Origin of the sequence: Agromyces aureus, from assembly GCF_001660485.1 — a bacterium.
In the GTDB taxonomy this organism is placed as follows: Bacteria; Actinomycetota; Actinomycetes; order Actinomycetales; family Microbacteriaceae; genus Agromyces; species Agromyces aureus.
Genome location: NZ_CP013979.1, coordinates 3,880,069 through 3,905,368, shown reverse-complemented (window position 1 = coordinate 3,905,368; position 25,300 = coordinate 3,880,069). Strand labels below are relative to the sequence as shown.

The 25,300-nt window shown below is 71.1% G+C and carries 25 protein-coding genes; 15 read left to right on the top strand and 10 right to left on the bottom strand.

What is annotated here, in order from left to right; all coding sequences use genetic code 11:
• Nucleotides 1-23: 23 nt before the first annotated feature.
• Nucleotides 24-1,634, bottom strand: a complete 1,611-nt coding sequence (gene hutH / locus ATC03_RS17440; protein ID WP_074401095.1) for a histidine ammonia-lyase — start codon at nucleotides 1,632-1,634, stop codon at nucleotides 24-26.
• 96 nt (nucleotides 1,635-1,730) lie between these two features.
• Between hutH and ATC03_RS17435 the strand changes: the two genes are divergently transcribed.
• Nucleotides 1,731-2,513 (top strand): IclR family transcriptional regulator, encoded by a 783-nt coding sequence (locus ATC03_RS17435; RefSeq protein WP_067879902.1) that lies wholly within the window; start codon nucleotides 1,731-1,733, stop codon nucleotides 2,511-2,513.
• A 10-nt stretch (nucleotides 2,514-2,523) separates the two neighbouring features.
• Here ATC03_RS17435 and ATC03_RS17430 read toward each other — a convergent pair whose 3' ends face one another.
• Both ATC03_RS17430 and ATC03_RS17425 read right to left on the bottom strand, forming a co-directional pair.
• Nucleotides 2,524-3,498: an epimerase gene (locus ATC03_RS17430; protein ID WP_067879899.1), complete on the bottom strand. Its 975-nt coding sequence runs from the start codon at nucleotides 3,496-3,498 to the stop codon at nucleotides 2,524-2,526.
• Between the two features lie 88 nt (nucleotides 3,499-3,586).
• Nucleotides 3,587-4,030, bottom strand: coding sequence for an SRPBCC family protein (locus tag ATC03_RS17425; RefSeq protein ID WP_152031087.1), 444 nt, complete (start codon nucleotides 4,028-4,030; stop codon nucleotides 3,587-3,589).
• A 100-nt stretch (nucleotides 4,031-4,130) separates the two neighbouring features.
• Between ATC03_RS17425 and ATC03_RS17420 the strand changes: the two genes are divergently transcribed.
• Together ATC03_RS17420 and ATC03_RS17415 are read left to right on the top strand one after the other, a co-directional pair.
• A complete protein-coding gene (locus tag ATC03_RS17420) occupies nucleotides 4,131-4,733 on the top strand; it encodes a helix-turn-helix domain-containing protein (RefSeq protein WP_067879893.1) in 603 nt (200 codons plus the stop codon).
• Nucleotides 4,726-5,292, top strand: a complete 567-nt coding sequence (locus ATC03_RS17415; RefSeq protein ID WP_067879890.1) for a DUF6036 family nucleotidyltransferase — start codon at nucleotides 4,726-4,728, stop codon at nucleotides 5,290-5,292. The genes ATC03_RS17420 and ATC03_RS17415 overlap by 8 nt, the downstream gene beginning before the upstream one ends.
• Before the next feature lie 40 nt (nucleotides 5,293-5,332).
• On the opposite strand, the gene ATC03_RS17410 is transcribed toward ATC03_RS17415, so the two are convergent.
• Nucleotides 5,333-5,701 carry an HNH endonuclease gene (locus ATC03_RS17410; RefSeq protein WP_074401094.1) on the bottom strand — a complete coding sequence of 123 codons (369 nt, stop codon included), beginning with the start codon at nucleotides 5,699-5,701 and terminating at the stop codon, nucleotides 5,333-5,335.
• A 191-nt stretch (nucleotides 5,702-5,892) separates the two neighbouring features.
• On the opposite strand from ATC03_RS17410, the gene ATC03_RS17405 reads away from it, so the two are divergent.
• Together ATC03_RS17405 and ATC03_RS17400 are read left to right on the top strand one after the other, a co-directional pair.
• Nucleotides 5,893-6,600 (top strand): DedA family protein, encoded by a 708-nt coding sequence (locus tag ATC03_RS17405; protein WP_067879884.1) that lies wholly within the window; start codon nucleotides 5,893-5,895, stop codon nucleotides 6,598-6,600.
• Nucleotides 6,601-6,736: 136 nt separating this feature from the next.
• A complete protein-coding gene (locus ATC03_RS17400) occupies nucleotides 6,737-8,032 on the top strand; it encodes a hypothetical protein (RefSeq protein ID WP_067879881.1) in 1,296 nt (431 codons plus the stop codon).
• Between the two features lie 122 nt (nucleotides 8,033-8,154).
• Here the strand turns inward: ATC03_RS17400 and ATC03_RS17395 are convergent, their stop codons facing one another.
• Nucleotides 8,155-8,754: an antibiotic biosynthesis monooxygenase gene (locus ATC03_RS17395; protein ID WP_067879878.1), complete on the bottom strand. Its 600-nt coding sequence runs from the start codon at nucleotides 8,752-8,754 to the stop codon at nucleotides 8,155-8,157.
• 151 nt (nucleotides 8,755-8,905) lie between these two features.
• Between ATC03_RS17395 and ATC03_RS17390 the strand changes: the two genes are divergently transcribed.
• The gene (locus tag ATC03_RS17390; protein ID WP_067879875.1) at nucleotides 8,906-9,334 is read left to right on the top strand and encodes a cupin domain-containing protein; all 429 of its coding nucleotides are present in this window, start codon (nucleotides 8,906-8,908) and stop codon (nucleotides 9,332-9,334) included.
• Nucleotides 9,335-9,347: 13 nt separating this feature from the next.
• On the opposite strand, the gene ATC03_RS17385 is transcribed toward ATC03_RS17390, so the two are convergent.
• Complete coding sequence (locus ATC03_RS17385) at nucleotides 9,348-10,166, bottom strand: anti-sigma factor (protein ID WP_084003593.1); 819 nt, start codon at nucleotides 10,164-10,166, stop codon at nucleotides 9,348-9,350.
• Entirely contained in the window at nucleotides 10,163-10,753 is a 591-nt protein-coding gene (sigK, locus tag ATC03_RS17380; RefSeq protein ID WP_067879872.1) for an ECF RNA polymerase sigma factor SigK, read from the bottom strand. Before sigK ends, ATC03_RS17385 begins: the two co-directional genes overlap by 4 nt.
• Nucleotides 10,754-11,049: 296 nt before the next feature.
• Here sigK and ATC03_RS17375 point away from each other — a divergent pair, with 296 nt between their 5' ends.
• The 5 genes from ATC03_RS17375 to ATC03_RS17355 all read left to right on the top strand — a co-directional run bounded on the left by ATC03_RS17375 (nucleotide 11,050) and on the right by ATC03_RS17355 (nucleotide 17,423).
• The gene (locus ATC03_RS17375) at nucleotides 11,050-11,733 is read left to right on the top strand and encodes a DUF3105 domain-containing protein (protein ID WP_074401092.1); all 684 of its coding nucleotides are present in this window, start codon (nucleotides 11,050-11,052) and stop codon (nucleotides 11,731-11,733) included.
• Nucleotides 11,730-12,386, top strand: coding sequence for a DUF305 domain-containing protein (locus ATC03_RS17370; RefSeq protein ID WP_084003592.1), 657 nt, complete (start codon nucleotides 11,730-11,732; stop codon nucleotides 12,384-12,386). The genes ATC03_RS17375 and ATC03_RS17370 overlap by 4 nt, the downstream gene beginning before the upstream one ends.
• A gap of 122 nt (nucleotides 12,387-12,508) precedes the next feature.
• Nucleotides 12,509-13,297 (top strand): ABC transporter ATP-binding protein, encoded by a 789-nt coding sequence (locus ATC03_RS17365; protein WP_227820151.1) that lies wholly within the window; start codon nucleotides 12,509-12,511, stop codon nucleotides 13,295-13,297.
• On the top strand, nucleotides 13,279-14,850 hold the full coding sequence (locus ATC03_RS17360; protein WP_067879863.1) for a transporter: 1,572 nt from the start codon (nucleotides 13,279-13,281) through the stop codon (nucleotides 14,848-14,850). Before ATC03_RS17365 ends, ATC03_RS17360 begins: the two co-directional genes overlap by 19 nt.
• 107 nt (nucleotides 14,851-14,957) lie before the next feature.
• Nucleotides 14,958-17,423 carry a phosphoketolase family protein gene (locus ATC03_RS17355; protein WP_067879860.1) on the top strand — a complete coding sequence of 822 codons (2,466 nt, stop codon included), beginning with the start codon at nucleotides 14,958-14,960 and terminating at the stop codon, nucleotides 17,421-17,423.
• A 24-nt stretch (nucleotides 17,424-17,447) separates the two neighbouring features.
• Here ATC03_RS17355 and ATC03_RS17350 read toward each other — a convergent pair whose 3' ends face one another.
• Entirely contained in the window at nucleotides 17,448-17,717 is a 270-nt protein-coding gene (locus ATC03_RS17350; protein ID WP_067879857.1) for a hypothetical protein, read from the bottom strand.
• Nucleotides 17,718-17,905: 188 nt separating this feature from the next.
• Here ATC03_RS17350 and ATC03_RS17345 point away from each other — a divergent pair, with 188 nt between their 5' ends.
• From ATC03_RS17345 to ATC03_RS17335, 3 genes are all read left to right on the top strand, one after another.
• On the top strand, nucleotides 17,906-18,568 hold the full coding sequence (locus ATC03_RS17345; protein ID WP_169829227.1) for a fasciclin domain-containing protein: 663 nt from the start codon (nucleotides 17,906-17,908) through the stop codon (nucleotides 18,566-18,568).
• 112 nt (nucleotides 18,569-18,680) lie between these two features.
• Nucleotides 18,681-19,103, top strand: a complete 423-nt coding sequence (locus ATC03_RS17340; protein ID WP_067879855.1) for a DUF4383 domain-containing protein — start codon at nucleotides 18,681-18,683, stop codon at nucleotides 19,101-19,103.
• Between the two features lie 11 nt (nucleotides 19,104-19,114).
• A complete protein-coding gene (locus ATC03_RS17335; protein ID WP_067879852.1) occupies nucleotides 19,115-19,714 on the top strand; it encodes a hypothetical protein in 600 nt (199 codons plus the stop codon).
• Between the two features lie 215 nt (nucleotides 19,715-19,929).
• Here ATC03_RS17335 and ATC03_RS17330 read toward each other — a convergent pair whose 3' ends face one another.
• Together ATC03_RS17330 and ATC03_RS17325 are read right to left on the bottom strand one after the other, a co-directional pair.
• The gene (locus ATC03_RS17330) at nucleotides 19,930-20,934 is read right to left on the bottom strand and encodes a YihY/virulence factor BrkB family protein (RefSeq protein ID WP_067879849.1); all 1,005 of its coding nucleotides are present in this window, start codon (nucleotides 20,932-20,934) and stop codon (nucleotides 19,930-19,932) included.
• The gene (locus ATC03_RS17325; protein ID WP_152031003.1) at nucleotides 20,931-21,983 is read right to left on the bottom strand and encodes an alpha/beta hydrolase; all 1,053 of its coding nucleotides are present in this window, start codon (nucleotides 21,981-21,983) and stop codon (nucleotides 20,931-20,933) included. Before ATC03_RS17325 ends, ATC03_RS17330 begins: the two co-directional genes overlap by 4 nt.
• A gap of 329 nt (nucleotides 21,984-22,312) precedes the next feature.
• Between ATC03_RS17325 and ATC03_RS17320 the strand changes: the two genes are divergently transcribed.
• Nucleotides 22,313-24,838 (top strand): DEAD/DEAH box helicase, encoded by a 2,526-nt coding sequence (locus tag ATC03_RS17320; RefSeq protein WP_074401090.1) that lies wholly within the window; start codon nucleotides 22,313-22,315, stop codon nucleotides 24,836-24,838.
• Nucleotides 24,839-25,300: the final 462 nt, after the last annotated feature.

Below are 25,300 nucleotides of genomic sequence, written 5' to 3'. Positions count from 1 at the left end.
CTGCCCGAGTGCTGCGCTCGCGGTCAGGCGAGCGGCGCGTCGAGGGCTGCGGCAGCCCGGTCGCGCACCTCGCCACCGGCCACCATCGCGCTGATCGCCTCGATCTCGGGGGAGAGGAACCGGTCTGGCCCGGGCACGGCGCCGACGCCGGCGACGAGCGAGACGACGGCTCCGGTCGCGACGCCCGGCTCGAGCGGGGCGCGCAGGGCGAGCCCGCGGGCGGCGGTCATGACCTCGATCGCGAGCACGCGGCCGAGGCCGTCGATCGCGCGGCGCAGCTTGCGGGCGGCGGCCCAGCCCATCGAGACGTGGTCCTCCTGCATGGCCGACGACGGGATCGAGTCGACGGATGCCGGCACGGCGAGCCGCTTCAGCTCCGACACGATGCCGGCGGCCGTGTACTGCGCGATCATGAGCCCCGAGTCGACGCCCACCTCGTGCGCGAGGAACGGCGGCAGGCCCTGGTTGCGCGCCCGGTCGAGGAACCGGTCGGTGCGCCGCTCGCTCATCGACGCGACATCCGCCACCGCGATCGCGAGGAAGTCGAGCACGTACGCGACGGGGGCGCCGTGGAAGTTGCCGTTCGACTCGACTCGGCCGTCGGGCGTGAGCACGGGGTTGTCGATCGCGCTCGCGAGCTCGGCATCGGCGACGGATGCCGCGTGCGCGAGCGTGTCGCGGGCGGCGCCGTGCACCTGGGGGGCGCAGCGCAGTGAGTAGGCGTCCTGCACGCGCGTGCACTCGGGGCCCTTGTGGCTCGCGACGATGGGGGAGCCGGCGAGCAGGGCGCGCAGGTTCGCGGCCGAGATCGCCTGGCCGCGCTGCGGGCGGAGCGCCTGGAGGTCGGCGGCGAACACGGCATCGGTGCCGAGCAGCCCCTCGACGCTCATGGCCGCGGCGACGTCGGCGGTGGCGAGCAGCATCCGCAGGTCGTCGATCGCGAGGGCCAGCATGCCGAGCATGCCGTCGGTGCCGTTGATGAGGGCGAGGCCCTCCTTCTCGCCGAGGCGGAGCGGCGCGATGCCGGCGGCGGCGAGGGCGGTCCCTGCAACCTGCAGCTCGCCATCGCCCACGCGCACTTCTCCTTCGCCCATGGCCACCAGCGCGCAGTGCGACAGCGGCGCGAGGTCGCCCGAGCACCCGAGCGAGCCGTACTCGCGCACGACAGGGGTGATGCCCGCATTGAGGATCGCCGCGTAGGTCTCGGCAGTCTCGCGGCGCACGCCCGTGCGGCCGGTCATGAGCGTCGAGAGGCGCAGCAGCATGAGCGCCCGAACGACCTCGGTCTCGACCTCGGCGCCCGATCCGGCGGCGTGCGAGCGCACGAGGCTCGCCTGCAGCTGGGCCCGGCGGTCCTCGGCGATGAACGTCGTGGCGAGAGCCCCGAAGCCCGTCGAGATGCCGTAGTGCGGCTCGGGGTCGGCGGCGAGGGCCTCGATGATCGCTCGGCTCGCGGCGACGCCGTCGAGCGCGGCGGGGTCGAGCACCACGGATGCCCCGTGCCTGCCGACCGCGACCACGTCGGCGATGCCGAGCGGCCCGACGCCGACGACGACCTCGGTGGCGTGGCCGGCAGTGGCATGTCCGGATGCCGCGGACGACGTGGCGGTGTGGGCGGGCGCAGTGGTGCTCATTCCTCCATTCCAGCCTGCGCCCGCGCGCGCGGGAACACCTTGGAGTACGCTGACGTCCGGGATTCCAGACAGAGTCCGTTCGAGGCCGGAGGTCGCATGGAGACGCCGTCGAAGGTGCCCGCCGCCGACCAGACGCTCGCGATCCTCAGCCACCTCGCGGCCCAGCGCGGGCCCGTGCCCGCAGCGACGATCGCGCAGGCGCTCGGGCTGCCGCGATCCACGGTGTACCACCTGCTCGCCGTCATGGCCGAGCGGGGCTTCGTGCTGCACCTGCCCGAGGAACGCCGATACGGCCTCGGCATCGCCGCCTTCGAGCTCTCGAGCGGGTTCAGCCGCCAGCAGCCGCTCGCGCGACTCGGGCGCCCGCTCGTCGCGGCGCTCGTCGACCGGCTCGGCGAGAGCGGGCACCTCGCCGTGCTGCACGGCCGCGACGTGCTCTACCTCGTCGAGGAGCGCGCGCCCCGGCGTCCGTCGCTCGTCACCGACGTCGGGGTTCGCCTGCCCGCGCACCTCACGGCGACCGGCCGGGCCATGCTCGCCGAGCTGCCGCCCGCCCAGTTGCGAGCGCTCTACCCCGACCGCGCGGCGTTCGCCACGCGGCATCCGTCGCCCGAAGCGGATGCCGCGGACTGGTCGTACGGTCGCCTCAAGCGCGTGCTCGCCGAGGTGCGCCTGCGCGGCTGGGCCGCCGAGGATGGCGAGGTCACGCCCGGGCTCGCGTCGGTCGGTGCGCCCGTCGTCGACCACCTCGGCTGGCCGGCCGCGGCGATCGCGGTCACCTACGCCACCGAGCGCTCCGACGAGACGGCGGATGCCGCGACGACCGGAGTGCTCGACGCCGCCGCCGAGCTCTCACGGCGCATCCGCGGGGCGCGCTGAGTCGTCGTGCTCAGGGACGCGCCACGTCCTCGATCGCGTCGTGCAGATCGGGATGCGCGAAGGTGAAGCCGGCCGCGGTGAGGGTCTCGGGGAGGACCCACCGGCTCTTGAGCACGAGTTCGGGCTCGGTGCGAAGCGCGAACATGGCGGGCTCCAGCATCCACCGCCAGGCGGGCAGGCCCGCACGTCTGCCGACGCTCTGGCGCAGCATCCGCATCAGTGAGCGATTGTCGCTGGGATGCGGGCTCGCGAGGTTCACGGGGCCCGCGATGTCGTCACGTTCGATGAGGAAGCGGATCGCGTCGATGACGTCGTCGAGGTGGATCCAGCTGAACTTCTGGTGTCCACGGGTGCGATGCCATGAGGTCCGCTCCCGCCCGGTCGGGTTCGGCCCGATTCCACGATAGCGACGGTGCGGGAACCACCAGTTGTCGATCTGCGGGCCGCCGAGGCCGAGCCGGGCGAGCGTAATGAGCGTGTTCGTGGCCGGTCCGTCGCCGAGGACGATGGCCATCCGGAGGGCGATCCGCCGGGTGCCCGGCAGGTCGTCGCTGAAGAACTCCTGCTCCCAGGTGCGTGCGACGTCGACCGAGAAGCCCTCGCCGAGCTCACCGTCGACCTCGGCGTTCGGCCTGTCCATGGCGTGCCGGTAGATCGTCGCCGTGGAGGCGTTGAACCACACCGCCGGCGGGTTCGCCGCGGACTCGACCGCGTGGCGAAGCACCCGGGTCGTGTCGACGCGCGACCGGAGGATCTCGTCGCGGTTGGCGTCGGTGTAGCGGCAGTTGACGGACTTCCCGGCCAGGTTGAGCAGCACGGCGGAACCATCGATCGCATCCGCGATGCCGGCGGGGTTCGACCAGTCGAGCTGTGCGCTGCGGCCGATCCGCCGAACGTGGTATCCGTCGTCGGTCAGGGCCCGGACGAGCGCGGAACCGACGAACCCGCTCGCGCCGGCGACGACCGCGATCGGCTTCTGTGGCATCCGTGTCTCTCCGTTCAGTCGGCGCGTCGGCCAGCCTGCGACGAGTCCGTCGCGGCCCCGGGCGACCGATGACCACCCCCAAGGGCGATCAGGACAGGGATCGGACGAGCACCCGGTTCCGCTCGGCGATCAGCCGCCGAAGGTAGGGGACGAGGACGACCCGTTCGGCCAGCCGGCCGAAGACCGGCGAGGCCACGGTGATCGTATCCGTCATCCGTGACCCGTCGGCCGTCCGCTCGAAGACGTGCTCGTGGACGAACGACCTGAACGGCCCCTTCACCTGCTCATCGACGAACCGGGTCGGTGGCTCGAGGGCCGTGATCTTCGAGGTCATGGTGAACCAGATGCCGAAGTGCCGGGCCCGCCAGGTCACCGTCTCACCCAGGCCGATTCGCCCGGTCGTGACCCCCGCGATCGCTCGCTCGGCGGATCCGGACATCGACTCCACATGCGCATCGATATCGAGCGAGAGGTCGAAGAGCGCGGCGGCATCGGACGGCGCCTCGGTCACGACGGTGAAGGTGTACGGCACGACACCCATTCTGGTCGCTGCGACGGCGCAGCGAAGACAGGCGGGAACGACGCGCAGTGAGGTATAGTTACAGCTATACAAGATTCGGAAGGAGGTCGTCATGTCCACGCATATCCGTGACACGCGAAAGCGGCTCGGCATGACGATCTACGACCTTGCCGACAAGCTCGGCGTGACCGCGGGCGCGATCTCGCAGATGGAGCGCTCCGAGCGTGACGAGACGATCCAGATGTCGACGCTGAAGCGGGCGCTGAAGGCGATGGGTGCCGACCTGTCGACCGAGGCGCAGGATGCCCCGATGGCGGCGAAGCACCTCCTCACCGCTCGCACGGCGGCCGCGAGCATGGAGCGGGAGCTGGCGGCGAACGACGAGGACACGGCGCTCCGCATCGCGATCCAGTCGCTCGACCACTTCCGACGTGCCCGAACCCGAGCGGAGATCCAGGACTTCCTCCGCACGCCGCGGCCGATCGGCGACGACCGGTGGGACACCCTGCTCGCGACCGCGATCGCCCGAGATGCGAAGCGCCGCGGCATCCGCCCGCCCGCATGGACTCGAAAGCCCGCCCTCACCGAGGAATGGCTGCCGGCCACGCCAGGGCACCCGGCTGAACGCTACCTCGACATGATCCGTGCGGCTGCGGAGCCGGAGCTCCTTGACAAGGGCATCCTGATCCGGGAGAAGGACCTCGCGGTTGCCTGACGATCAGGCCCAGCTGTTCACCGCGACCGAGATCCTCGAGCTGCTCGCCGAGCTCGGGGATCGGCTCGCGTCACGTCACGAAACGATCGACGCGTACGTCGTCGGCGGGGCCGCGATCGCCGTGATCCTCGACTCCCGCAAGAGCACCGAGGACGTCGACGCGCTCTTCTCGAACCTCCGTCTGGCGATCGAGGTCGGTGAGGAGATCGCTGCCGAGCGCGGTCTCCCGGCGCACTGGTTGAACTCATCGATCCAGTCGTACATCCCATCGTGGGCGAAGACCGAGGATACCGAAGCGAAGACCATGGTCCTCGGCGGACTGACCGTCAGGCTCGCGTCGCCGAGATGGCTGCTCGCGATGAAGATGGCAGCCGGACGATTGAAGGACCGGCGGGACATCGCCGACCTCATCCGGTTCCTCGACCTCCACTCCGCCGAGGAGATCGTCGACTGGACGATCGAGGTGCACGGCGAAGGGTCGGTGATCCTTCAGGACTCGCGCGAGTCACTGATCTGGCAGGCAGAGGAGATGCTGCGCCTGGCGTGGCCCGAAGGCTGACGGAGGTCGGTCGGGCGGCGTCGGGCATCAACGGGATCCCTCAGCCCGCGGCATCCGGAACCGCGAACCGCGCCGTCAGGAGCGCGCCGATCTCGTGGTGCCGGATCAGGAACGCGCGCTCGTCGAGCTTCTTGCGGCGGAGCCACGACGTGACCTCGTCGTTGGACTTGCTCGCGTTGCAGGCGCCGCACGCCGGCACGACGTTGCCGAGCGTGTACCGGCCTCCGCGTGAGACCGGCTGGACGCAGTCCTTCTGCAGGGCGCGGTCGATCGCACCGCAGTAGGCGCAACCGCGCCACTCGGCCGTCATCGCCTCCCACTGCTCGGCGCTGAGGTCGTGCGTGTTCTGCGCCATGCGACGCTTTCGCCGACGCGCGTACACCGCAGCGCGACTCCGACTGACGGCCATGCCGACAGGGTATTCCGGGGCGCATCGGATCAGGGGAAGGCGCCGGGGCATGCCGCGGCATCCGTCGTCGGGCATCCGTCACCAGTCGGGACGACGCACCGCCCGCGCGCGCTCAGGCGGTGTTCACCGACGCCCGGTAGCGTGGACCCGCCGACGGGCACCCCTCACCGACCGCCGACCATCGGAGCCGCATGACTCCCCTGCACACCGTTCCCCTTACTGGCGCCACGCTCGAAACGGCCGACCACGGCTTCACGGGCCTCACCGGATTCGCCGCCGACGTGCTGAACGCCATGGGCGACGCGGGCGTCGGCGTGCTGGTGTTCCTCGAGGTGCTGATCCCGCCGATCCCGAGCGAGGTGATCCTGCCGTTCGCGGGCTACCTCAGCCAGTCGGGCGACCTGAACCTCGGCTGGCTCATCGCGTGGTCCACGCTCGCCTCGGTGCTCGGCGCCCTGCTGCTGTACGCGCTCGGCTCCGTGATCGGCCTCCGGCGCGCCATCGACTGGGTCGCCTGGACGAAGCTCGTGAGCCGCACCGATCTCGAGAGCGGTGCCGGGTGGTTCCACCGCTACGGCCGCTGGTCGGTGCTGTTCGGTCGCATGATCCCGGGCGTGCGCAGCCTGATCTCGCTGCCCGCCGGCGCCGACCGCATGCCGCTCGCCACGTTCGTGGTCTTCACCGCGCTCGGCTCGGCCGCCTGGAACACCCTGCTCATCGGCGTCGGTGCGGCCCTCGGCACGCAGCATCAGGCGATCGACCACTGGCTGCAGTACCTCGACTACCTCGTCTACGGGGCCATCGCGATCGCCCTCGCGGTGCTCGTGGTGCGGCGCATCCGCGAGCAGCGCGGCGTGCAGCGGTCGGCGGGCGACGGCAGCGAGCCGGCCGAGTCCTGAGCGGATGCCGCAGGCGGCCGTCTGCGGCATCCGACCGCCTGCGCTGCACGCGTGACGCGCTCGGGTGGCGGCCCTGGGCGGACGGCGGATAGGTTCGTCGAACGGCCCACTGCGGCCCGACCCGGAGGCCACCCCGATGCCCGATACCCCCGCCGCGCCCGACGTACCCGGCGACGTGCCCGGCGACGCGCCTGACGTGCTCGGCACCACGTCGGACCTGCCCGGCGACGCGCCTGCGCCTGACTCGAGCGCGCCTGACTCGACGGCGCCTGACTCGACGGCGCGCTCCGCGACCCATCGCCGCACCGCGTGGTGGGTGCCCGTGCTCGCCGTGGGCATCGCCGTGCTCGGTGCGACCGGCACGTACCTCGGTGCGGGGTACGTCGCGCACACGGTCCGCAACGACCACATCGCCAAGTCGCTCGTGATCGAGCAGCGGGTCGACGACGCCGTCGGAGACCTGAAGGCCGCGATCACGCGCGCCGATTCCGCCGGCCAGAACGGCGCCGCGATCACGGCGATCGCGGTCGACGGTCTCGGCACCGCCGATCTGGCGGGCGTGCTCGAGGCGGCATCCGCAACGGCGACCGAGCTGGCCGCGACCGAGGTGGCGACGACGCCCGAGCCCATCGCGTACGACCAGAGCGCCGTGCGCCCGGCCTGGGTCAGCGTCGTCGAGATCCTCGAGACGCGCGAGCGAGCCGAGGTACTGGACGACGAACTCGATGATCTGACCGCGGCGGCGGCCGAGACCGCCGCGGCGGCGGCGACGGCCGACGCCGCCCGCGTCGCCTTCTACGCCTCGGCCGCCGAGAACGCCGCCGCGCTCCTCGCGGCGAACCAGGTCGCGACCTACGAGACGCGCATCGCCGTGCAGCACGGCATCGACCAGTCGGGCGACGACTGGCTCGAGGCCCGCGACAGCTCCGGCGCCTACCGGCAGCTCGCGGAGGCCGTCGGCGCGATGCAGGCGTCGGCCGGTGCCGAGCAGGCGCGTCGAGCCGAGGCCGACTACGCCGCGCGCGGGCCGATCGAGGACTTCGCGCGGTCGATCGCGCACGGCGTGAACCTCGACTTCGTCTGGGCGAACGTCGTGGCCGGCAAGTCGAGCGACGACAACTGGTACGCCGGCACCGCGCTGTACCGCTACGGCGACGGCGGGTGGGCGACGATCGAGCTCAGCCACAGCATCGGCTGGCACTTCACCGACGACATCAACGCGAAGGCCGTCGTCGTGCACGAGGTCGGCCATGCCCAGGTCGTGCGGCCCGAGTGCGAGCCGCTCTACTCGGGTCCGGTGTTCAACGGCGACGACGAGATGTGGGCGACCGCGTGGGCCATCGCGTCGGGGTACGACGTCGACGGGTCGGGCATCCAGGCCTACGGGCGCCCGAGCGACGCGCAGATCGCCGAGGCGGCCAAGTGCATCTAGGCGGCGCCACGCGGTCGTGATGCCCGCGCCACGGGGCTTTGACGCATCCGGGCGCCGATGCACGGGTGCCGAATGCGGCAAACACGCGTGGCGCTCATGCGGCGCCCGCCCGCGGCATCCGCTCAGGTGGTGCGCGGAGCCAGCCAGCGGCGCAGCGAGCGCGTGATGAACGGCAGCACCCAGTACGTCATGATCGGCGTCAGCACGAGCGTGGTCGCGAGCACGCGCAGCCAGATCGGCAGCTCGATCCACCCGGGCACGGGCGAGATCAGGTACGTGAAGGCGAGGTTGACCGGGAAGAATCCGAGCCAGATGGTGACGGCCTGCTTCCAGCGCGGCGGCGCGGGCGGCAGGTCGTCGGGGGCGGATGTCGCGTGCGGGTCGACGACCGGAATCGACCCGGTCGGCGGCTCGTCGAACCATCCCTCGATGCCGGTGCGTCGGCGGGATCGTTCGGACCGCACGAGGCCCTCGCCCGTGGCGAGCCAGTCGGCGCGCTCGGCGGAGTGCTCCCAGGCGTCGAGGGTCGCCTCGCTCGAGAACCGGTAGAGCATGTGCCACACGTGCACGTCTTCGCCCGCGCGCACCCAGCCGGAGCCGAGGAACCCCGGATACCGGTTCGCCCGGTTGATGCCGGCCTGCACCCAGGCGGTCACCTCGGGGATGCGTTCGGGGTCGACCTCTCGGCGGATCGAGACGGTGACGGGTTGGTTCGCGGTCATGGGTCGTGGCCTCTCGTTGCCCGCGGGGGTGGTGCGGGGATCGGAGCGAGGAAACGCCGCGAGGGCCCTCGGTGTTCCGTGGGCCCCCTCGGCCTGAACCAGTGTAGGCAACCCGCGTTACCCGAGTGTTTCGGGTCGATAGGCTGCGCGGGTGAGCGACTTTCAGGTTCTGGACATCGGCGGACTCGACGCGTGGCGATCGCACTTCGGCGGATTCCGCCCCGACAGCTCGCGCGACGGACGCCGCGTCGTCGACCACGAGCTGACCATGCAGTACCTCGGCCTGACGGCGAACGCGCTGCAGCCGGGCGAGGAGGCGGGCTACTGGCACCGCCATGCGAAGGTCGAGGAGCTCTACGTCTTCCTCGAGGGGCAGGGGCAGATGGGGCTCGACGACGAGGTCATCGACGTCGGCGCCGGCTCGGTCGTGCGCGTCGGGCAGGGCGTCTGGCGCACGTGGCGGGCGACGCCGGGCGGCACGGGCGAGCTGCGGTGGCTGTGCATCCGCGCCGGCGGCGCCGAGCTGCCGCACTTCCCCGACGACTCCGAGCGCGGCGGCGACCGACCGATGCCCTGGTAGCAGCCGATCGAGCCTAGGTCTGGATGACGGCGACCGGATCGGTCGTGGGCTGCGGCGAACCGCCGGCCGGTTCGACGGTGATGCCCACCGCGACGCCGGGGGCGAACTCGCCCTCGAGGATGCGCCACGCCTCGTCGCTGCCGGCGACATCGAACGTGCCCGCCGAGATCGCGCCGGCCTCGTCGATGTACCAGAGCTCGTAGGTGTGCTCGTCGCCGAGCTCGGTGAGGCCCGAGGCGAGGACCGCGCTTCGACCCTGCTCGACCGAGGACACCAGGGTCACCTCGCCGCCGCCGGTCACCGGGGCGACGGTCTGCTGCGCATCGGAAGCCGCGGCCAGCGACGCCATCTCGCGCTGCGCGCCCCAGCCGTTCGGGCCGAACCAGTTCGCCCCGACGAAGACGCCGGCGATGAGCAGCACCACGGCTGCGGCCGACGACCACGCGATCGCGAGGCGACGGCGGGCGCGGCGCGCGGCGAGGTCGGCGACGGGCGCGGGCGCACGGTCGGGCTCGGGGGTGGGTGCAGGAACGACGGAAGGCGCGGGGGCGACGGATGCCGCGGCATCCGCTCGCCGCTCTTGCGGTGCCGAGTCGAGTCGATCGAACAGGCTCGCCTTGAGCGAGGCCGGCGGCGCGACGGGTTCGACGGCCTCGCCGAAGCCCGCGGCGATCTCGCGGAACGCGGCGACCTCGGCCTGCAGGTCGGGGGAGACGGCGAGGGCTCGCTCGAAGCGCGCTCGATCGAACTCGTCGAGCGCGTCGAGGGCGTACGCCGGCGCGAGGGCGCGCAGGTCGTCGCCCGCGTTCGCCGCGTCATCCGCTCGATTCATGTCGTCACCCCCAGCAGGTCTCGCAATCGGATCATGCCATCTCGAAGCCGGGTCTTCACCGTGCCCAGCGGCACGTCGAGTCTCGTCGCGATCTCGGACTGCGTGCAGCCCCCGTAATAGGCCAGCGAGATGCACTCCCGCTGGGCCGGACTGAGCGCGGTCAACGCCTCGGCGACCTTCTCGTGCTCGATCGTGATCTCGGCCGCCTCGGCGACCTCGTCGACCGGAACGTCGAGATCGCGGATGCCGGCCTTCAGGTCGCGTTCGCGTGAGGACTGCGACGCGCGAACGCGGTCGACGGCCCGCCGGTGGGCGAGCGTCAGCAGCCAGGGGATCGCCGAGCCGCGCTCCGGGTCGAACCTGGCTGCGGTCTGCCATGCCTCGAGGAACACGTCCTGCGTCACCTCCTCGGCCTGAGCGGCGTCGACGAGCAGGCGGCGGACCAGGCCGAAGACCCGGGCCGACGTCGCGTCGTAGAGGAGTCCGAACGCCTGACGGTCGCCGGACGCGGTGGCCACGAGCAGGTCCTCGAGCGCGCGCGAGGGCTCCCGGGGCTGCTCAGCGACGTCGACCACGAGCCCAAGCATGCCAGAGGCGGGTCGCTCGGACCGCGGCTTGCGCGGCGGCGAGGTTCGTGAGAGGAGTGCATGGGTCATCCGTCGGGCTCGGAGGTCTCGGGATGCCGGTCGGTGCCCAGACCGGCACGTCGGCGGGGAGCGGTGGTCACCGGGGCACCTCGTTTCGCGTGTCATCGGGTATTCGGAGCCGACGCCCGATCCGATTGGGTGGAGTTGCGGAGGCGCGGGCTCCTCGATGCAGCGGCGTTCTCCCAGCGAGCTTTGGTCGGATGGATACCCCTACCCCGTTCGAGAGAGGCCCCCGCGTGAGCGCGACCCCGCCCGTTCCCCCGAAGGTCAAGCAGGCTGCCCGCCTCAAGCAGGAACGAGCGGAGGAACGCGCCAGGAAGCTGGAGGAGCACCGGCGGCGCGAGGCCCGCGCGAAGCGCAACCGCCGCATCGGGATCTGGTCGGCGGCCGTCGGCGCCGTGGCCGTCATCGCGCTCGTGGTCACGGTCATCGTGCTGACGCCGCAGCCGAAGACGTATGCGGCCGGCGGCACGGGTGCCGAGATCGAGGGCGTCGCGACCTTCGAGAACGCGTCGGAGCACGTGCAGGGTCCCGTGGACTACGAGCAGACGCCGCCGGTGGGCGGACCGCACAACCCGGCCTGGCTGAACTGCGGCGTCTACTCCGAGCCGGTGCCGAACGAGAACGCCGTGCACTCCCTCGAGCACGGCGCGCTCTGGGTCACCTACGACCCGTCGCTGTCGGACTCGGACCTCGCCGAACTGCGTGCGAAGCTCCCGTCGACCTACGTGATCCTCTCGCCGTTCAGCGAGCTGCCCGCCCCGATCGTGCTCAGCGGATGGAACACGCTGCTGTCCGTCGACGACGTGAGCGACCCGCGCATCGAGACGTTCATCGAGGAGTACTGGCAGAGCGGCGACGTGCCGGAGCCCGGCGCCCCGTGCACGGGCGCGGTCGACGCCCCCGGCAAGGTGTCATGACCGCTCGGAACGGCTCCGTCGGGCGGATGTCGGTGCTCATCGCCGCATCCGTCGCCCTCGTCGTCGTCGCGGTGGTGGCCTTCTCGATCGGTCGGCTCAGCACACTCGCCGATCCGACGCCGGCCGACACGAGTGCCGAGGCCGGGTTCTCGCGCGACATGCAGGTGCACCACCTCCAGGGCGCCGAGCTCGCGATGATCGTCCGCGACGAGACCGACGACCCCGACATCCGACTGCTCGCGTACGACATCGCCCAGACGCAGTCGCAGCAGGCCGGCCAGCTGTACGGGTGGCTGCGTTCGTGGGGGCTGCCGCAGGCGGCGTCCGAACCGTCGATGACCTGGATGACCAGGGCGCCGACCGGCTCGGCGGAGCACGAGGAGCACGACGGCGGGACGCATGAGCCCGGCCAGCCGATGCCCGGGCTCGCGACCCCGCAGCAGATCGCCGAGCTGAAGGCCGCCACCGGCGTCGACGCCGAGCGGCTCTTCCTCGAGCTGATGATCGCGCACCACCGCGGTGCGATCGAGATGGCCGATGCCGTGCTCGAGCGATCGACGAACACGCTCGTGACGCCCTTCGCCACGTCGGTCGTGACGAGTCAGAACGCGGAGATCGCCCTCATGGAGGAGCTTCTCGCGGAGCGGGCCTGACGCCCGCGCGCCTCCCGGCCCCCATACGAGGGCCGTGAATCCGTCGCAAGGGGGATCTTTCGAGGCCGGTCCGTTCCTAGGGTTGGTGGAGTTCGCTCGAATCGGACCGATCGGAGATCCGCATGATGGACGACCCACGACCCACGACCCAGGGCGCCGAACCGGCGCTCGTGATCAGGGGGCTGGTCAAGCGCTTCGGCGACAAGGTCGCCGTGTCCGGGCTCGACCTCGACGTGCCGAGCGGGTCGTTCTTCGGACTCGTCGGGCCGAACGGCGCGGGCAAGACGACCACGCTGTCGATGGCCACCGGCCTGCTGCGACCGGATGCCGGTGAGATCCGCCTCCACGGCGTCGACGTCTGGCACGACCTGGTCGAGACGAAGAAGCTCGTCGGAATCCTCAGCGACGGCGTCCGCCTCTTCGACCGACTCTCCGGCATCCAGCTCGTGACCTACGCGGGGCTGCTCGGCGGCCTGCCCCGCGAGGTGGTCGCCGAGCGCGCGGCCGACCTGCTGCAGCTCCTCGATCTGGAGAGCGCGGGCGGCACGCTCGTCGTCGACTACTCGGCGGGCATGACGAAGAAGATCGCGCTGGCGTGCGCCCTGGTGCACGCGCCGAGGCTGCTCGTGCTCGACGAGCCGTTCGAATCGGTCGACCCCGTGTCGGCGGCGAACATCCGCGACATCCTCGACGGGTTCGTGAGCTCGGGCGGCACCGTCATCGTGTCGAGCCATGCGATGGACCTCGTGCAGCGCATGTGCGACCACGTCGCGGTCATCGCCGAGGGACGCGTGCTCGCGTCCGGGACGACCGATGCGGTGCGCGACGGCTCGACCCTCGAGGACCGGTTCGTCGAACTCGTCGGGGGTCGCCGATCGGGAGGAGGCCCCGAGTGGTTGCGACACTCGTAAGGCTCCGATTCCTGCTGCTCTGGAACTCGCTGCAGCGGAGTCCATGGCAGATGGTCGCGGTGGTCATCGGCGGGCTCTACGGCCTCGGCATCCTGATCGGCGTCATCGCCGGGCTCGTCGCACTCGGGTTCGCCTCGATCGACGTGGCTCGCACCATCGTCGTGCTCGCGGGCGCCGCGCTCGTGCTCGGCTGGACGTTCCTGCCGGTACTGACCTCGGGCATCGACCAGACGGTCGAACCTTCACGGCTCGTGCCGTTCCCGATCCCGATCTCCAAGTTGCTCGTCGGGCTCGCCGTGAGCGGGGTGCTCGGGGTGCCGGGCATCGTGACCTCGCTGGCCGCGCTCGCCACGGCGCTCACCTGGGTGCGGTATCCGCTCGCCGCGGTCGCGGCCGTGGTGTGCGCCGTGATCGGCGTGCTCACCTGCGTCATCGGATCGCGGATGCTCGTCGCGCTCGTCTCGGTCATCGGTGAGGGCCGGCGGTTCCGCGAGGCCAAGGGCCTCGTCGTCTTCATCCCGATCATCCTGCTCGGGCCGATCATCCTCGGCCTGCAGCGCCTCCTGAGCGAGGACTTCGACTCGCTCCCGCAGATCGCCTCGGTCGTCGCCTGGACGCCGTTCGGCGCGATCTGGGCGGTCCCTGCCGACGTCGCGGCAGGGCAGTTCGGGCGTGCGGGACTGGAGTTCCTGATCGGCGTCGTGACGCTGGTCGTGTTCGCGCTCGTCTGGCGATGGAGCCTCGCCAAGGCGCTGGAGACGCCGGCGCGGTCGACGCCGGCGAAGGCCGCGCGGCGCGGGCTCGGCTTCTTCGGCACCTTCCCGGGAACCCCGGCCGGCGCCGTCGCGGCACGAGCCCTCACGTACTGGATCCGCGACCCCCGGTACGCGCAGTCGCTGATCACGCTGCCCCTCGTGCCCGTGTTCGTGCTGGTCTACGCCGGCTCGAACGGCGACCTGACGCCCCTGAACTCGGTCGGGCCGATCATCGCCTTCCTGCTCGCGCTGTCGATCTACGCGGACATCTCGTACGACAACACCGCCTTCGCGCTGCACCTGCAGCAGGGCGTCAGCGGTCGCGACGACCGGATCGGCCGCGTGCTCGCACTCGCCGTGTTCGCGGTGCCGCTCTCGCTGCTGACGGTGCTCGCAACCGTGTGGCTGACGGGTGCGTGGACGGCGTTGCCCGGCCTGCTCGGCATCACCGTCGGCGTGCTCCTCAGCGGCTTCGGGCTGTCGTCGCTCGTCTCGGGACGGTTCATCTTCGCCGTGCCGGCGCCCGGCGAGAGCCCGTTCAAGTCGAAGCCCGGCGGGGGGTTCAGCCTGACGCTGTCGCTGTTCGCGACGTGGGGCATCCTCACGGTGCTCGTGCTGCCGGAGCTCGTGCTCGCGATCGTCGGCTTCGCGACCGGTCAGGTCGTCTACGGCTGGATCTCGCTCGCCCTCGGCATCGTGCTCGGCTCCGTGCTGCTGGTCATCGGCATCCGCGTCGGAGGCGACATCTACGACCGACGCGGCCCCGAGCTGCTCGCGGCGCTGCAACGGCTGAAGTAGCTCCGCCGGTTGAACGCCGGATGACCGATGCCGCCGTTCGTTGTGCCGTCGGGTCCGTTCTGCGACGCTGGGATGAGCATCGCATCGGCGGAAACGGGGACGGTTTCATGGCAACGAGTGCAGCAACGCAGGCATGGGTCGAAGGGTCGGGTGAACCGCTCGCGGCGCACACGCTGCAGCAGCTGAACGCCTGGTGGCGGGCGGCGAACTACCTCTCGATCGGCCAGATCTACCTGCTCGACAATCCGCTGCTGCGTCGTCCGCTCACCCGAGACGACATCAAGCCGCGCCTGCTCGGACACTGGGGCACGACGCCGGGACTGAACTTCGTCTACGCCCACCTGAACCGGGCGATCCAGGAGCGCAGCCTCAACACGATCTACATCGCCGGCCCGGGCCACGGAGGTCCGGGCATGGTCGCCAACGCCTATCTCGACGGCACGTACAGCGAGCTCTACGGGGCCATCGACCAGTCGACCGACGGCTTGCGCGGGCTGTTCCGGCAATTCTCGTTCCCGGGAGGAATTCCGAGTCATGCGGCTCCCGAGACGCCCGGGTCCATCCACGAGGGCGGCGAGCTGGGCTATTCGCTGTCGCACGCCTACGGTGCCGCGTTCGACAACCCCGACCTCCTGGTCGCGACGGTCGTCGGCGACGGCGAGGCTGAGACGGGGCCCTTGGCGACCGCGTGGCATTCCAACAAGTTCCTCGACCCGCTGCAAGACGGGGTGGTGCTGCCGATCCTGCACCTCAACGGCTACAAGATCGCGAACCCGACGGTGCTCGCGCGGATCCCCGAGTCCGAACTGCTCGACCTCATGCGCGGCTACGGCCACACGCCGTACCTCGTGTCGGGCGGCTTCGACGACGAAGACCCGATCGAGGTGCACGCGCGGTTCGCGGCGACGCTCGATGCCGTGCTCGACCAGATCGCGCAGATCAAGGCGGATGCCGCGGCCGGCACGCTCGAGGGGCGACCCGCCTGGCCGATGATCATCCTGCGCACCCCGAAGGGGTGGACCTGCCCGAAGGAGATCGACGGGCACCCCGCTGAGAACAACTGGCGGTCGCACCAGGTTCCGCTCGCCAGCGCGCGCGACACCGAGGAGCACCTGCGCCTGCTCGAGGCCTGGATGCAGTCCTACCGGCCCGAGGAATTGTTCGACGAGTCCGGCGCCCCCGTCGCGCTCGCGACCGCGTTGGCACCCGTGGGTGAACTCCGGATGAGCGCGAACCCCGTCGCCAACGGCGGCCTGCTGCGCACCGAACTCAGGCTTCCCGATTTCCGCGCGTACGCGGTCGACGTTCCGTCGCCGGGAGAGACGGTCAGCAGCGCCACCGCAGTGCTCGGCACGTGGCTCCGCGACGTGATCGAGGCGAACCCCACGAACTTCCGCATCTTCGGCCCCGACGAGACCGCGTCGAACCGGCTCCAGGCCGTGTTCGAGGTGACCGACAAGCAGTGGAACGCGGAGTTGTGGCCGATCGATGCCGCCGACAATCACCTCGCCCGGGCCGGGCGCGTGATGGAGATGCTGAGCGAGCACCAGTGCGAGGGTTGGCTCGAGGGCTACCTCCTGACCGGTCGGCACGGCCTCCTCAACTCGTACGAGGCGTTCATCCACATCGTCGACTCGATGTTCAACCAGCATGCGAAGTGGTTGAGCTCGTCGAAGAAGATCCCGTGGCGCCGCCCCGTCTCCTCGCTCAACTACCTGTTGAGCTCGCACGTCTGGCGGCAGGACCACAACGGCTTCTCACACCAGGATCCCGGGTTCATCGACCACGTCGTCAACAAGAAGGCCGAGGTCGTGCGGGTGTATCTCCCGTTCGACGCGAACACGCTCCTGTCGACCTACGACCACTGCCTGCGAACGGTCGACTACGTGAACGTGGTCGTGGCCGGCAAGCAGCCGGCGCCGAACTGGCTCACGATGGAGGAGGCGGTCGCGCACTGCACGCGCGGCATCGGCCTGCTCGACTGGGCCGGCACCGAGAAGCCGGGTGAGAAGCCGGATGTCGTGCTCGCCGCGGCCGGCGACGTGCCGACGCTCGAGGTGCTCGCCGCCGCGAGCATCCTGCGAGACCGGATCCCCTCGCTCGCGGTGCGGGTCGTCAACGTGGTCGACCTGATGCGGCTGCAGAACGACACCGAGCACCCGCACGGGCTCTCCGACCGCGACTACGACGCGATCTTCACCGACGACCGGCCGGTCGTGTTCGCGTACCACGGGTATCCGTGGCTCATCCATCGCCTCACCTACAAGCGGCACGGGCATGGCAAACTTCACGTGCGCGGCTACAAGGAGGAGGGCACCACGACCACGCCGTTCGACATGGTGATGCTCAACCAACTCGATCGCTTCCAGCTCGTGATCGACGTCATCGATCGCGTGCCCGGCCTGGCCGACCTCGAGGGACCGCTCCGGCAGGAGATGCAGGATGCCCGGCTGCGGGCGCGTGCGTACACGCGAGCTCACGGCGAGGACGACCCCGAGGTCACCGGCTGGAGCTGGAACGGCTCCGGTGAGGGAGGCAGCGGACTCGCCGACACGGGCGACGACAACCGCTGACCTCGCCGACGACCCGCGGTCGATCTACCAGATCGTGCCGCCGCCGACCGAGATGCCGCCCCACGTGAGCGCGATGAAGATCGCGGCGAACACGACGGGGGCGATGCCCTTGCCGCTGCGCGCGAGCCCCTTGAGGAGGGCGATCACCGCGAGGACGGCGGCGATGACCGAGAGCGCTCCGCCGAGGATCAGCCCGATGAACAGCGGGATGGGCATGAGCACGAGGCCTGCCAGCGCGAACCAGAATGCGGCCCAGGCGGTCGGATTGGAGCGGCGTTCGACAGAGGAAGACATGGTTCATTATCTCGGTTCCGCTCCGAGTGGGTACGCCGAACACCGCACGGTGGACGACTCGCGGCCCAGCAGGCGGTGAGATCGGCGCTGCTCGACCGGATCCGACATCCGTCCAATCCGATCCACGACCTCCTCCGAACCCCTCGTGTCGACCCGATCAGGGCCGGCCACTACGAAGGAGGAGATCCATGCGATCGATCCGCAGCACCCGTACCGCGCTCGCCGTGTTCTCGATCACGGCCGTCGCCATGCTCGGCCTGGCAGGCTGCAGCTCAGGCGACACCACCTCGTCGGAGTCCGACGAGCCCACCACGTCGCAGGAGTCGATGGCTCCCACCGAAGAGGCCATGGACCCGGCCGCAGACCTCGTCGGCTCCGGTTGCGCCGCCTACGCCGAGCAGGTGCCGGATGGCGCGGGTTCGGTCGCCGGCATGGCCGAGGACCCGGTGGCCGTCGCGGCCTCCAACAACCCGATCCTGACCACGCTCACCGCGGCGGTCTCGGGCCAGCTGAACCCCGACGTGAACCTCGTCGACACGCTGAACGGTGACGAGTTCACCGTCTTCGCTCCCGTCGACGACGCGTTCGCCAAGATCGACCCCGCCACCATCGAGTCGCTGAAGACCGACTCGGCCACGCTCACGTCGATCCTGACGTACCACGTGGTGCCCGGCCAGCTCTCGCCCGACGAGATCGCCGGAATGCACACCACCGTGCAGGGCGGCGACGTCGAGGTGACGGGTTCGGGCGATGACCTCATGGTCAACGACGCGAAGGTCATCTGCGGTGGCGTGCACACCGCCAACGCGACCGTGTACCTCATCGACACGGTGCTGATGCCCACGATGTAGCACCGATCGCGGGGCGCCGTGCCGAGGCGGCCGGCGCCCCGCATCGATCGACCCGAGCCGCGGCATCCGCGGCGTCTACGCGGCATCCGTCGCGGAACTCGAGGAGGAACCCATGTTCAGCTCTGTCAATCGCGCCGTCGCGACCATCTTCGGCGCCGTCTACGTGCTCGTCGGCCTGCTCGGCTTCGCCGTCACCGGCGGTGTCGGCTTCATCGCCACCGAGGGCGGCCTGCTGCTCGGCGTCTTCGCCGTCAACCCGCTGCACAACATCGCGCACCTGCTCATCGGCGGCGCCCTGCTCATCGCCGGAATCGTGAGCCTTCGGGCGGCGAAGACGGTCAACGTCGTCGTCGGTGCGGCCTATCTCCTGCTCGGCATCGTCGGCTTCTTCCTGGTCGGCACCGGTGCGAACATCCTCGCGCTGAACACCGCCGACCACTTCCTGCACCTCGCGAGTGCACTCGTGCTGCTGGGCGTCGGCCTCGGGGCCGAACGCGCCACGACGCACGCCTCCAACCGCACGGCCACGGCCTAGGGAGCCCGGCCGTGTCGGCACTGACGCACCTCACGCGAAGCTGGCCCGTGTTCTCCGCGCTCGGCGCGGGGCTCGTGCTCACCGCGGTGGGCGCCGGTGCCATGGGCGCCCCGGCCTGGGGGATCGCAGCCGCTGCGGCGCTGATCGGGAGCGGCATCGCCGCCCTCGGTTGGGCCGTCGTGGCGCTGCGAACCGGTCGGGCGCCCGCCCCTCGTGCCGCGCTCGTCGCGGCGCTCGTGCTGATCGCGGCGTCCGCAGCGGTCTTCGCTTCGGGCGCCGCGGCGGTCGCGGGCATCGCATCGCTGCCGCTGCTCGTCGCAGACCTGTTCGCGCTCGTGGTCGCCGTCGGTGCGGCCGTGACGCTTCGAACGGAGCGGTCGGCACGAGCAGGGCGAGCGGATGCCGCAGGCGTGCCTCGCACGACGAAGACCGCGATGCGGTCGGCCCGCCGGCCCGTCGTCTCGGCGATCGGCGTGGCGGCGGGGGCCGCCCTCGTGGCGGCGCTCGCGACGCCCGCGCTCGCCGGAACGCGGGCGGGCGAGGAGGCCGTGCCGCACGGCGAGCACGGCACGTCCCTCACGGTGCCCGGGCGACCGGGGCACCACCACTGACTCCGCCCCCGTCGAGTGCTGGCGACGCACTCGGCGGGGGCGGACCCTGAACGGCCCCGGGATCCCGAACCCGGGGCCGTTCCCTCCTCGCGCGGGGGTGCGCGGGGAGGCGCTGGTCTCGAGGCGGCGCTGACGCGCCTCCTTGAGGCCGGCGATCATCACGCCGGTCGGGGAGCGAAGCGTCTCGACACCGGCGGATCGGCGGGCGGACGCGGCTAGACGAAGTCCTCGACGGTGTGCGGGGGCTTGAGCTCGACGGCCGCGCGCACGTCGGCGGCCCGCTGCTCGCGGTTCTTGCGGATCATCCGGTCGTCGCGCAGCGGCAACTGCAGTTTCTCCTCTGCGGGCACGCCCGAGTGCAGCTGGCGAACGCGCTCGACCTCGGTGTCGAGCACCGCCCCGAGCACGATCGCGAAGTTCGACAACCAGACCCAGAGCATGAAGGCCACCGCACTGCCGAGCACGCCGTAGTTGCGCTCGTAGGTGCCGAGCCCCACGGCGTACCAGCCGAACAGCCAGGTCGCGAGACCCCAGGTGAGCACGGCGCCCGCCGCCCCCACGCTCATCCAGCGGAAGTTTCGACGGCGCACGTTCGGCGTCGCCCAGTAGAGCACGGCGATCGTGGCGGCCATCAGGGCGACCGCCACCGGGATCTTCACGAGGTCCCACCAGAAGGCGACGCCCTCGTCGAGGCCCAGCGTGCGTGCCGCGGCCTCCGCGACGGGACCGCTCAGCAGCAGGATGATCGCGAGCAGCGCGGCCAGGATGAGCACCCCCGCCGCCGTGAGCACCATGAGCGGGCGCGACTCCCAGAACGGCCGGCCCTCCTCGACGTGCAGGATGCGGTTCATGCCGCGACCGAACACGCCCAGGTACCCCGAGACCGACCACAGTGCGCCGGCCGAGCCGACGATGATCGCGAACCACTGGTGCGACGCGTTCAGTAGCTGTTCGACCGGCTCGGCCAACGCCGTCGCGATCGAGTCGCCGCCGAGGTCGGCGATGACGTCGAGCACCGCCCGCGTGACCTCTTCGGCCGTGCCGAACACGCCGAGGATCGCGAGCGCCGCGAGCGCCGCCGGGAACACCGTCAGCACGGCGTAGTAGGTGAGCGACGCTGCGACGTCGTACGACTGGGTGATGCGGAACTCGTGCCACGTTCGAATCGCGATCAGCCGCCACTCGTGACCCGAGATGTGGATGGGGGAGTCCTGGGTCATCTGGCCTTCGAAGATCGGTCGAGTTGCTCGTGCAGGAAGGCCGAGACGCGTGCGCGCATGGTCTCGTCGAGGATGCCGATCGAGTGCTCCGATCCGGAGCTGACCGCGAGGTCGACGGGCACGCCGGCCGCCTCGAGGCTCGACGCGAATCGCCGTGACTGACCCAGCGGGATCACCTCGGTGTCGGCGTGGCCCACGAAGAAGGGCGGGTCGCTCGGGTCGATGAACGTCGTCGCCGAGGCCTCCGCGGCTTGGGGGCACGCGTCGTCGCCGGCACCCGGCTCGCACCCGAGGTACTCCGCGACGATGCCGCGCAGCCACGGCGAGGCTCCGTCGGTGGTCAGCTCGGCCGCGGTCAGCCCGACCGGGCCCGAGATCTCGGCCACCGCCGCGACCCGGGATCCTGCGTCGAGCGGGCCCTCGCCGCGCGTGCCGAGCAGCGCCGCGAGGTTGCCGCCCGCGGATCCGCCGAACGCGCCGATGCGCGCTGGGTCGACGTCGAAGCGCTCGAGCTGAGCGGGCTCGCGCAGCCACTCCACGGCGAGCTCCACATCGTCGATCGCCGCGGGGAAGCGCACCTGGGGCGCGAGCCGATAGTTGACGGATGCCGCGACGAACCCCTCGCTCGCGAGCCACGCGCACACGTTGCGCCAGTCGGCGTTCGCCTTGTCGCCGCGCGCCCAGCTGCCGCCGTGGATCGACACGACCGCTGGCAGCAGCCCTTCGTCGTCGGCGGCGAACGCCATGGCCGTCGCGGACGGGCGGCAGACGTCCAGCGTCAGCACCGTGCCGTCGTCCTGCACGCCGTACTCGACGTCTTCGTCGATGCGGATGCCGGCGGGGGCCGTGAACGTGCGGATGCCGACCTGGGCGATGGTGCCCGAGAGTTCGCTCGCGGCATCCGCCCCTCGAGGGTCGATCTCGCGCAGTTCGCGGTGGAATCCCGAGAGCGCGGCCACGCCGACGACCGCCACGAGGGCGGCTGCGGCGGCCACCAGCACGCGTCGTGCGCGCCGGCGTGGGCCGCCCGGGGTTCGGGTCGAGGTCACGGCGGGCTCCGGTCAGGGGTGCAGTGATGCTAACCCGCCGGGGCGGTTCGACGAAACGCGGTGCGGCGGATGTCGCGGACGGGCCGCCCTGCCGGGCCTCGAGGCCCGGTGCACGGGGGTTTCCCAGCGGCATCCGCTAGGCTTGGGGCGTCGGTTCTGGACACCGCACATGTCGTGCGGATGGGTTTGTGAGTCCAAAGGGCCGGTTTCGCGTCATCAGGTCGCGAATAGTCACCGTATGTGAACGGCCCCGGTCGACGATGTTCCGGGTTCTCAGCGCGCGCCTCGCGGCGCTGCCATGTACTTGAAGTAACCCAGGAAGCACAGCCATGCCCAAGAACAAGAAGCCCGCCGGCGGACGCCCGGCCAAGAACTTCGATCCCTCGTACGCGAGCGGCGGCAAGGGCCGACCGGCACGCGCCGGCGGCACCAAGCCCGGATCGCGCAGCGCCGGCCACCGCGGCCACCGCCCCGAAGAGGTCGATGCCCCCCGCGCCAAGGACCGCTGGTCGCGCGACGAGCGCGTCTCCACCGGCCGCACCCCCCACCGCGCCGACCGCGACGCCGGTGGCCGCGCTCCTCGCGAAGACGACCGCGGCGCGCGTCGCTCCGACCGCGACGACCGCGCTCCCCGCTCGTACGACCGCAACGACCGCCCGGCGCGTTCGTTCGACCGCAACGACCGCAACGACCGTCCGGCCCGTGACGACCGTGCTCCCCGTTCGTACGACCGCAACGACCGCCCCGCGCGTTCCTTCGATCGTGACGACCGTGCGCCGCGTCGCGAGTTCGACCGCAACGATCGCGCTCCTCGTTCGTTCGACCGCAACGACCGGAACGACCGTGCTCCCCGTTCGTTCGACCGGAACGACCGCAACGACCGTCCGGCCCGTGACGACCGCGCTCCCCGTTCGTTCGACCGCAACGACCGCCCGGCGCGTTCGTTCGACCGTGACGACCGTGCGCCGCGTCGCGAGTTCGACCGCAATGACCGCCCGGCCCGTTCGTTCGACCGGAACGACCGCCCGGCGCGTTCGTTCGATCGCAACGACCGCAACGACCGTCCGGCCCGTGACGACCGCGCTCCCCGTTCGTTCGACCGCAACGACCGCAACGACCGCAACGACCGTCCGGCCCGTGACGACCGCGCTCCCCGTTCGTTCGATCGTGACGAGCGTGCGCCGCGTCGCGAGTTCGACCGCAACGACCGCGCTCCCCGTTCGTTCGATCGCAACGACCGCCCGGCCCGTTCCTTCGACCGGAACGACCGCCCGGCCCGTGATGACCGCGCTCCCCGCTCGTACAACCGCAACGATCGCAACGACCGCCCCGCGCGTTCGTTCGACCGCGCCGGGTTCCAGGACTCCGAGCGTCGCCCGTCGAGCTTCTACCCGTCGAAGGACGCGGGGCACTTCACGCCGAACGACGACGTGGTGCTCGAGCGCCTCGAGGCCGAGGCGATCCAGGCCGGCGACGTCGAGGGCGTGAGCTTCGGCGACCTCGGTCTCGGCAACAACGTGGTGCGCGTGCTCGCCGAGCTCGGCGCGGCGTCGCCGTTCCCGATCCAGGCCGCGACGATCCCCGTCGTGCTCGAGGGTCGCGACGTGCTCGGCCGCGGCAAGACCGGCTCCGGCAAGACCATCGCCTTCGGTGCCCCGACCGTCGAGCGCCTCATGACGCTCTGGGCCCAGGGCGGCAAGGCCGGCGGCAAGCGCCAGATGGGCCGCAAGCCCCGCGCGCTCATCCTCGCGCCGACGCGCGAGCTCGCGCTGCAGATCGACCGCACCGTGCAGCCGATCGCGCAGAGCGTCGGCCTCTTCACCACGCAGATCTACGGCGGCGTGCCCCAGGGCCGTCAGGTCGGTGCGCTGCAGCGCGGCGTCGACATCGTGATCGGCACCCCCGGCCGCATCGAGGACCTCATCGAGCAGGGGCGCCTCGACCTCAGCGAGATCGCCATCACGGTGCTCGACGAGGCCGACCACATGTGCGACCTCGGGTTCCTCGAGCCGGTGCAGCGCATCCTCCGCCGCACCGCGAAGGGCAGCCAGAAGCTCCTCTTCTCGGCCACGCTCGACCAGGGCGTCGCGACGCTCGTCGACGAGTTCCTCGTCGACCCGGCCGTGCACGAGGTCGCCGGCGAGGACCAGGCCTCCTCGACGATCGAGCACCGCGTGTTCGTGATCGAGAACCGCGAGAAGCGCGACATCGTCGCCCAGCTCGCGAACCGCAAGGGCAAGACCCTCGTCTTCAGCCGCACGCGTGCGTTCGCCGAGGACCTGACCGACCACCTCGAGAACTACGGCATCCGTGCCGTGGCACTGCACGGAGACCTGAACCAGTCGCGCCGCACGCGCAACCTCGCGCAGCTCACCTCGGGCCGCGTCGACGTGCTCGTGGCGACGGATGTCGCGGCACGCGGCATCCACGTCGACGACATCGACCTCGTGATCCAGGCCGACGCGCCCGAGGAGTACAAGACGTACCTGCACCGCTCGGGCCGCACGGGCCGCGCCGGCAAGGAGGGCCGCGTGGTCACCCTGATCCCGCGCAACCGTCAGCGTCGCATGACCGAGCTGCTCGACCGCGCCGAGATCGACGTGGAGTTCGACTTCCTCGCGTTCGGCGAGGAGGCGTTCCCCGAGGACGCTCCCGGCTACCAGGCCGAGGTCGTTGAGGTCGAGGTCGCGGATGTCGCGAGCGACGTCGAAGACGCGCCCACGGCGTCCGGCCAGGAGCAGCCCGACACGGCCGACACCCCCGACGTGCTCGAGGAGGCCGACGCATTGATCGAGTCCGACGACGAGCAGGCTGCCGACGCGGCATCCGACGCCGCCGAGAAGCCGGCTGTCTGAGGCGCCGCCCGCTGCATCTCGAACAGGCCCCCGTCCATTCGGACGGGGGCCTGTTCCCTGCCCGGCGCGCCGCGAGCGTGAGCGCACACGCCCCGTCGCCGTGCTCCCACGGCGTGTCCGGGAGCGAGACGTGGAGCAGCGGCCGCGCCCCACACAGTCCGCGCGCCGGCCGCCGAGAAGAAGCCGGAGGGCGTGACCGCGGCGGCCCTCATCGGACCGGCGTCGACGCGGCGCTCCTGTCGTTCGTCGCCCCCCCGGTGCCGGGGTCGGACTGGACGGTCTGCAGCAGGCCCCGACCGCGCTGCCGAAGCGGTCCATGCCGGTTGGGAGCGTGCACGGTGCACGACCGCCACCTTTGCAACGTTTACTTTCGATCGAGTCTCGAATTTCACTCGACAACCGCGAACGGGTTCGATATGTTGACGTCAACATCTGAATGTTGACGTCAACATTCCTGATCGG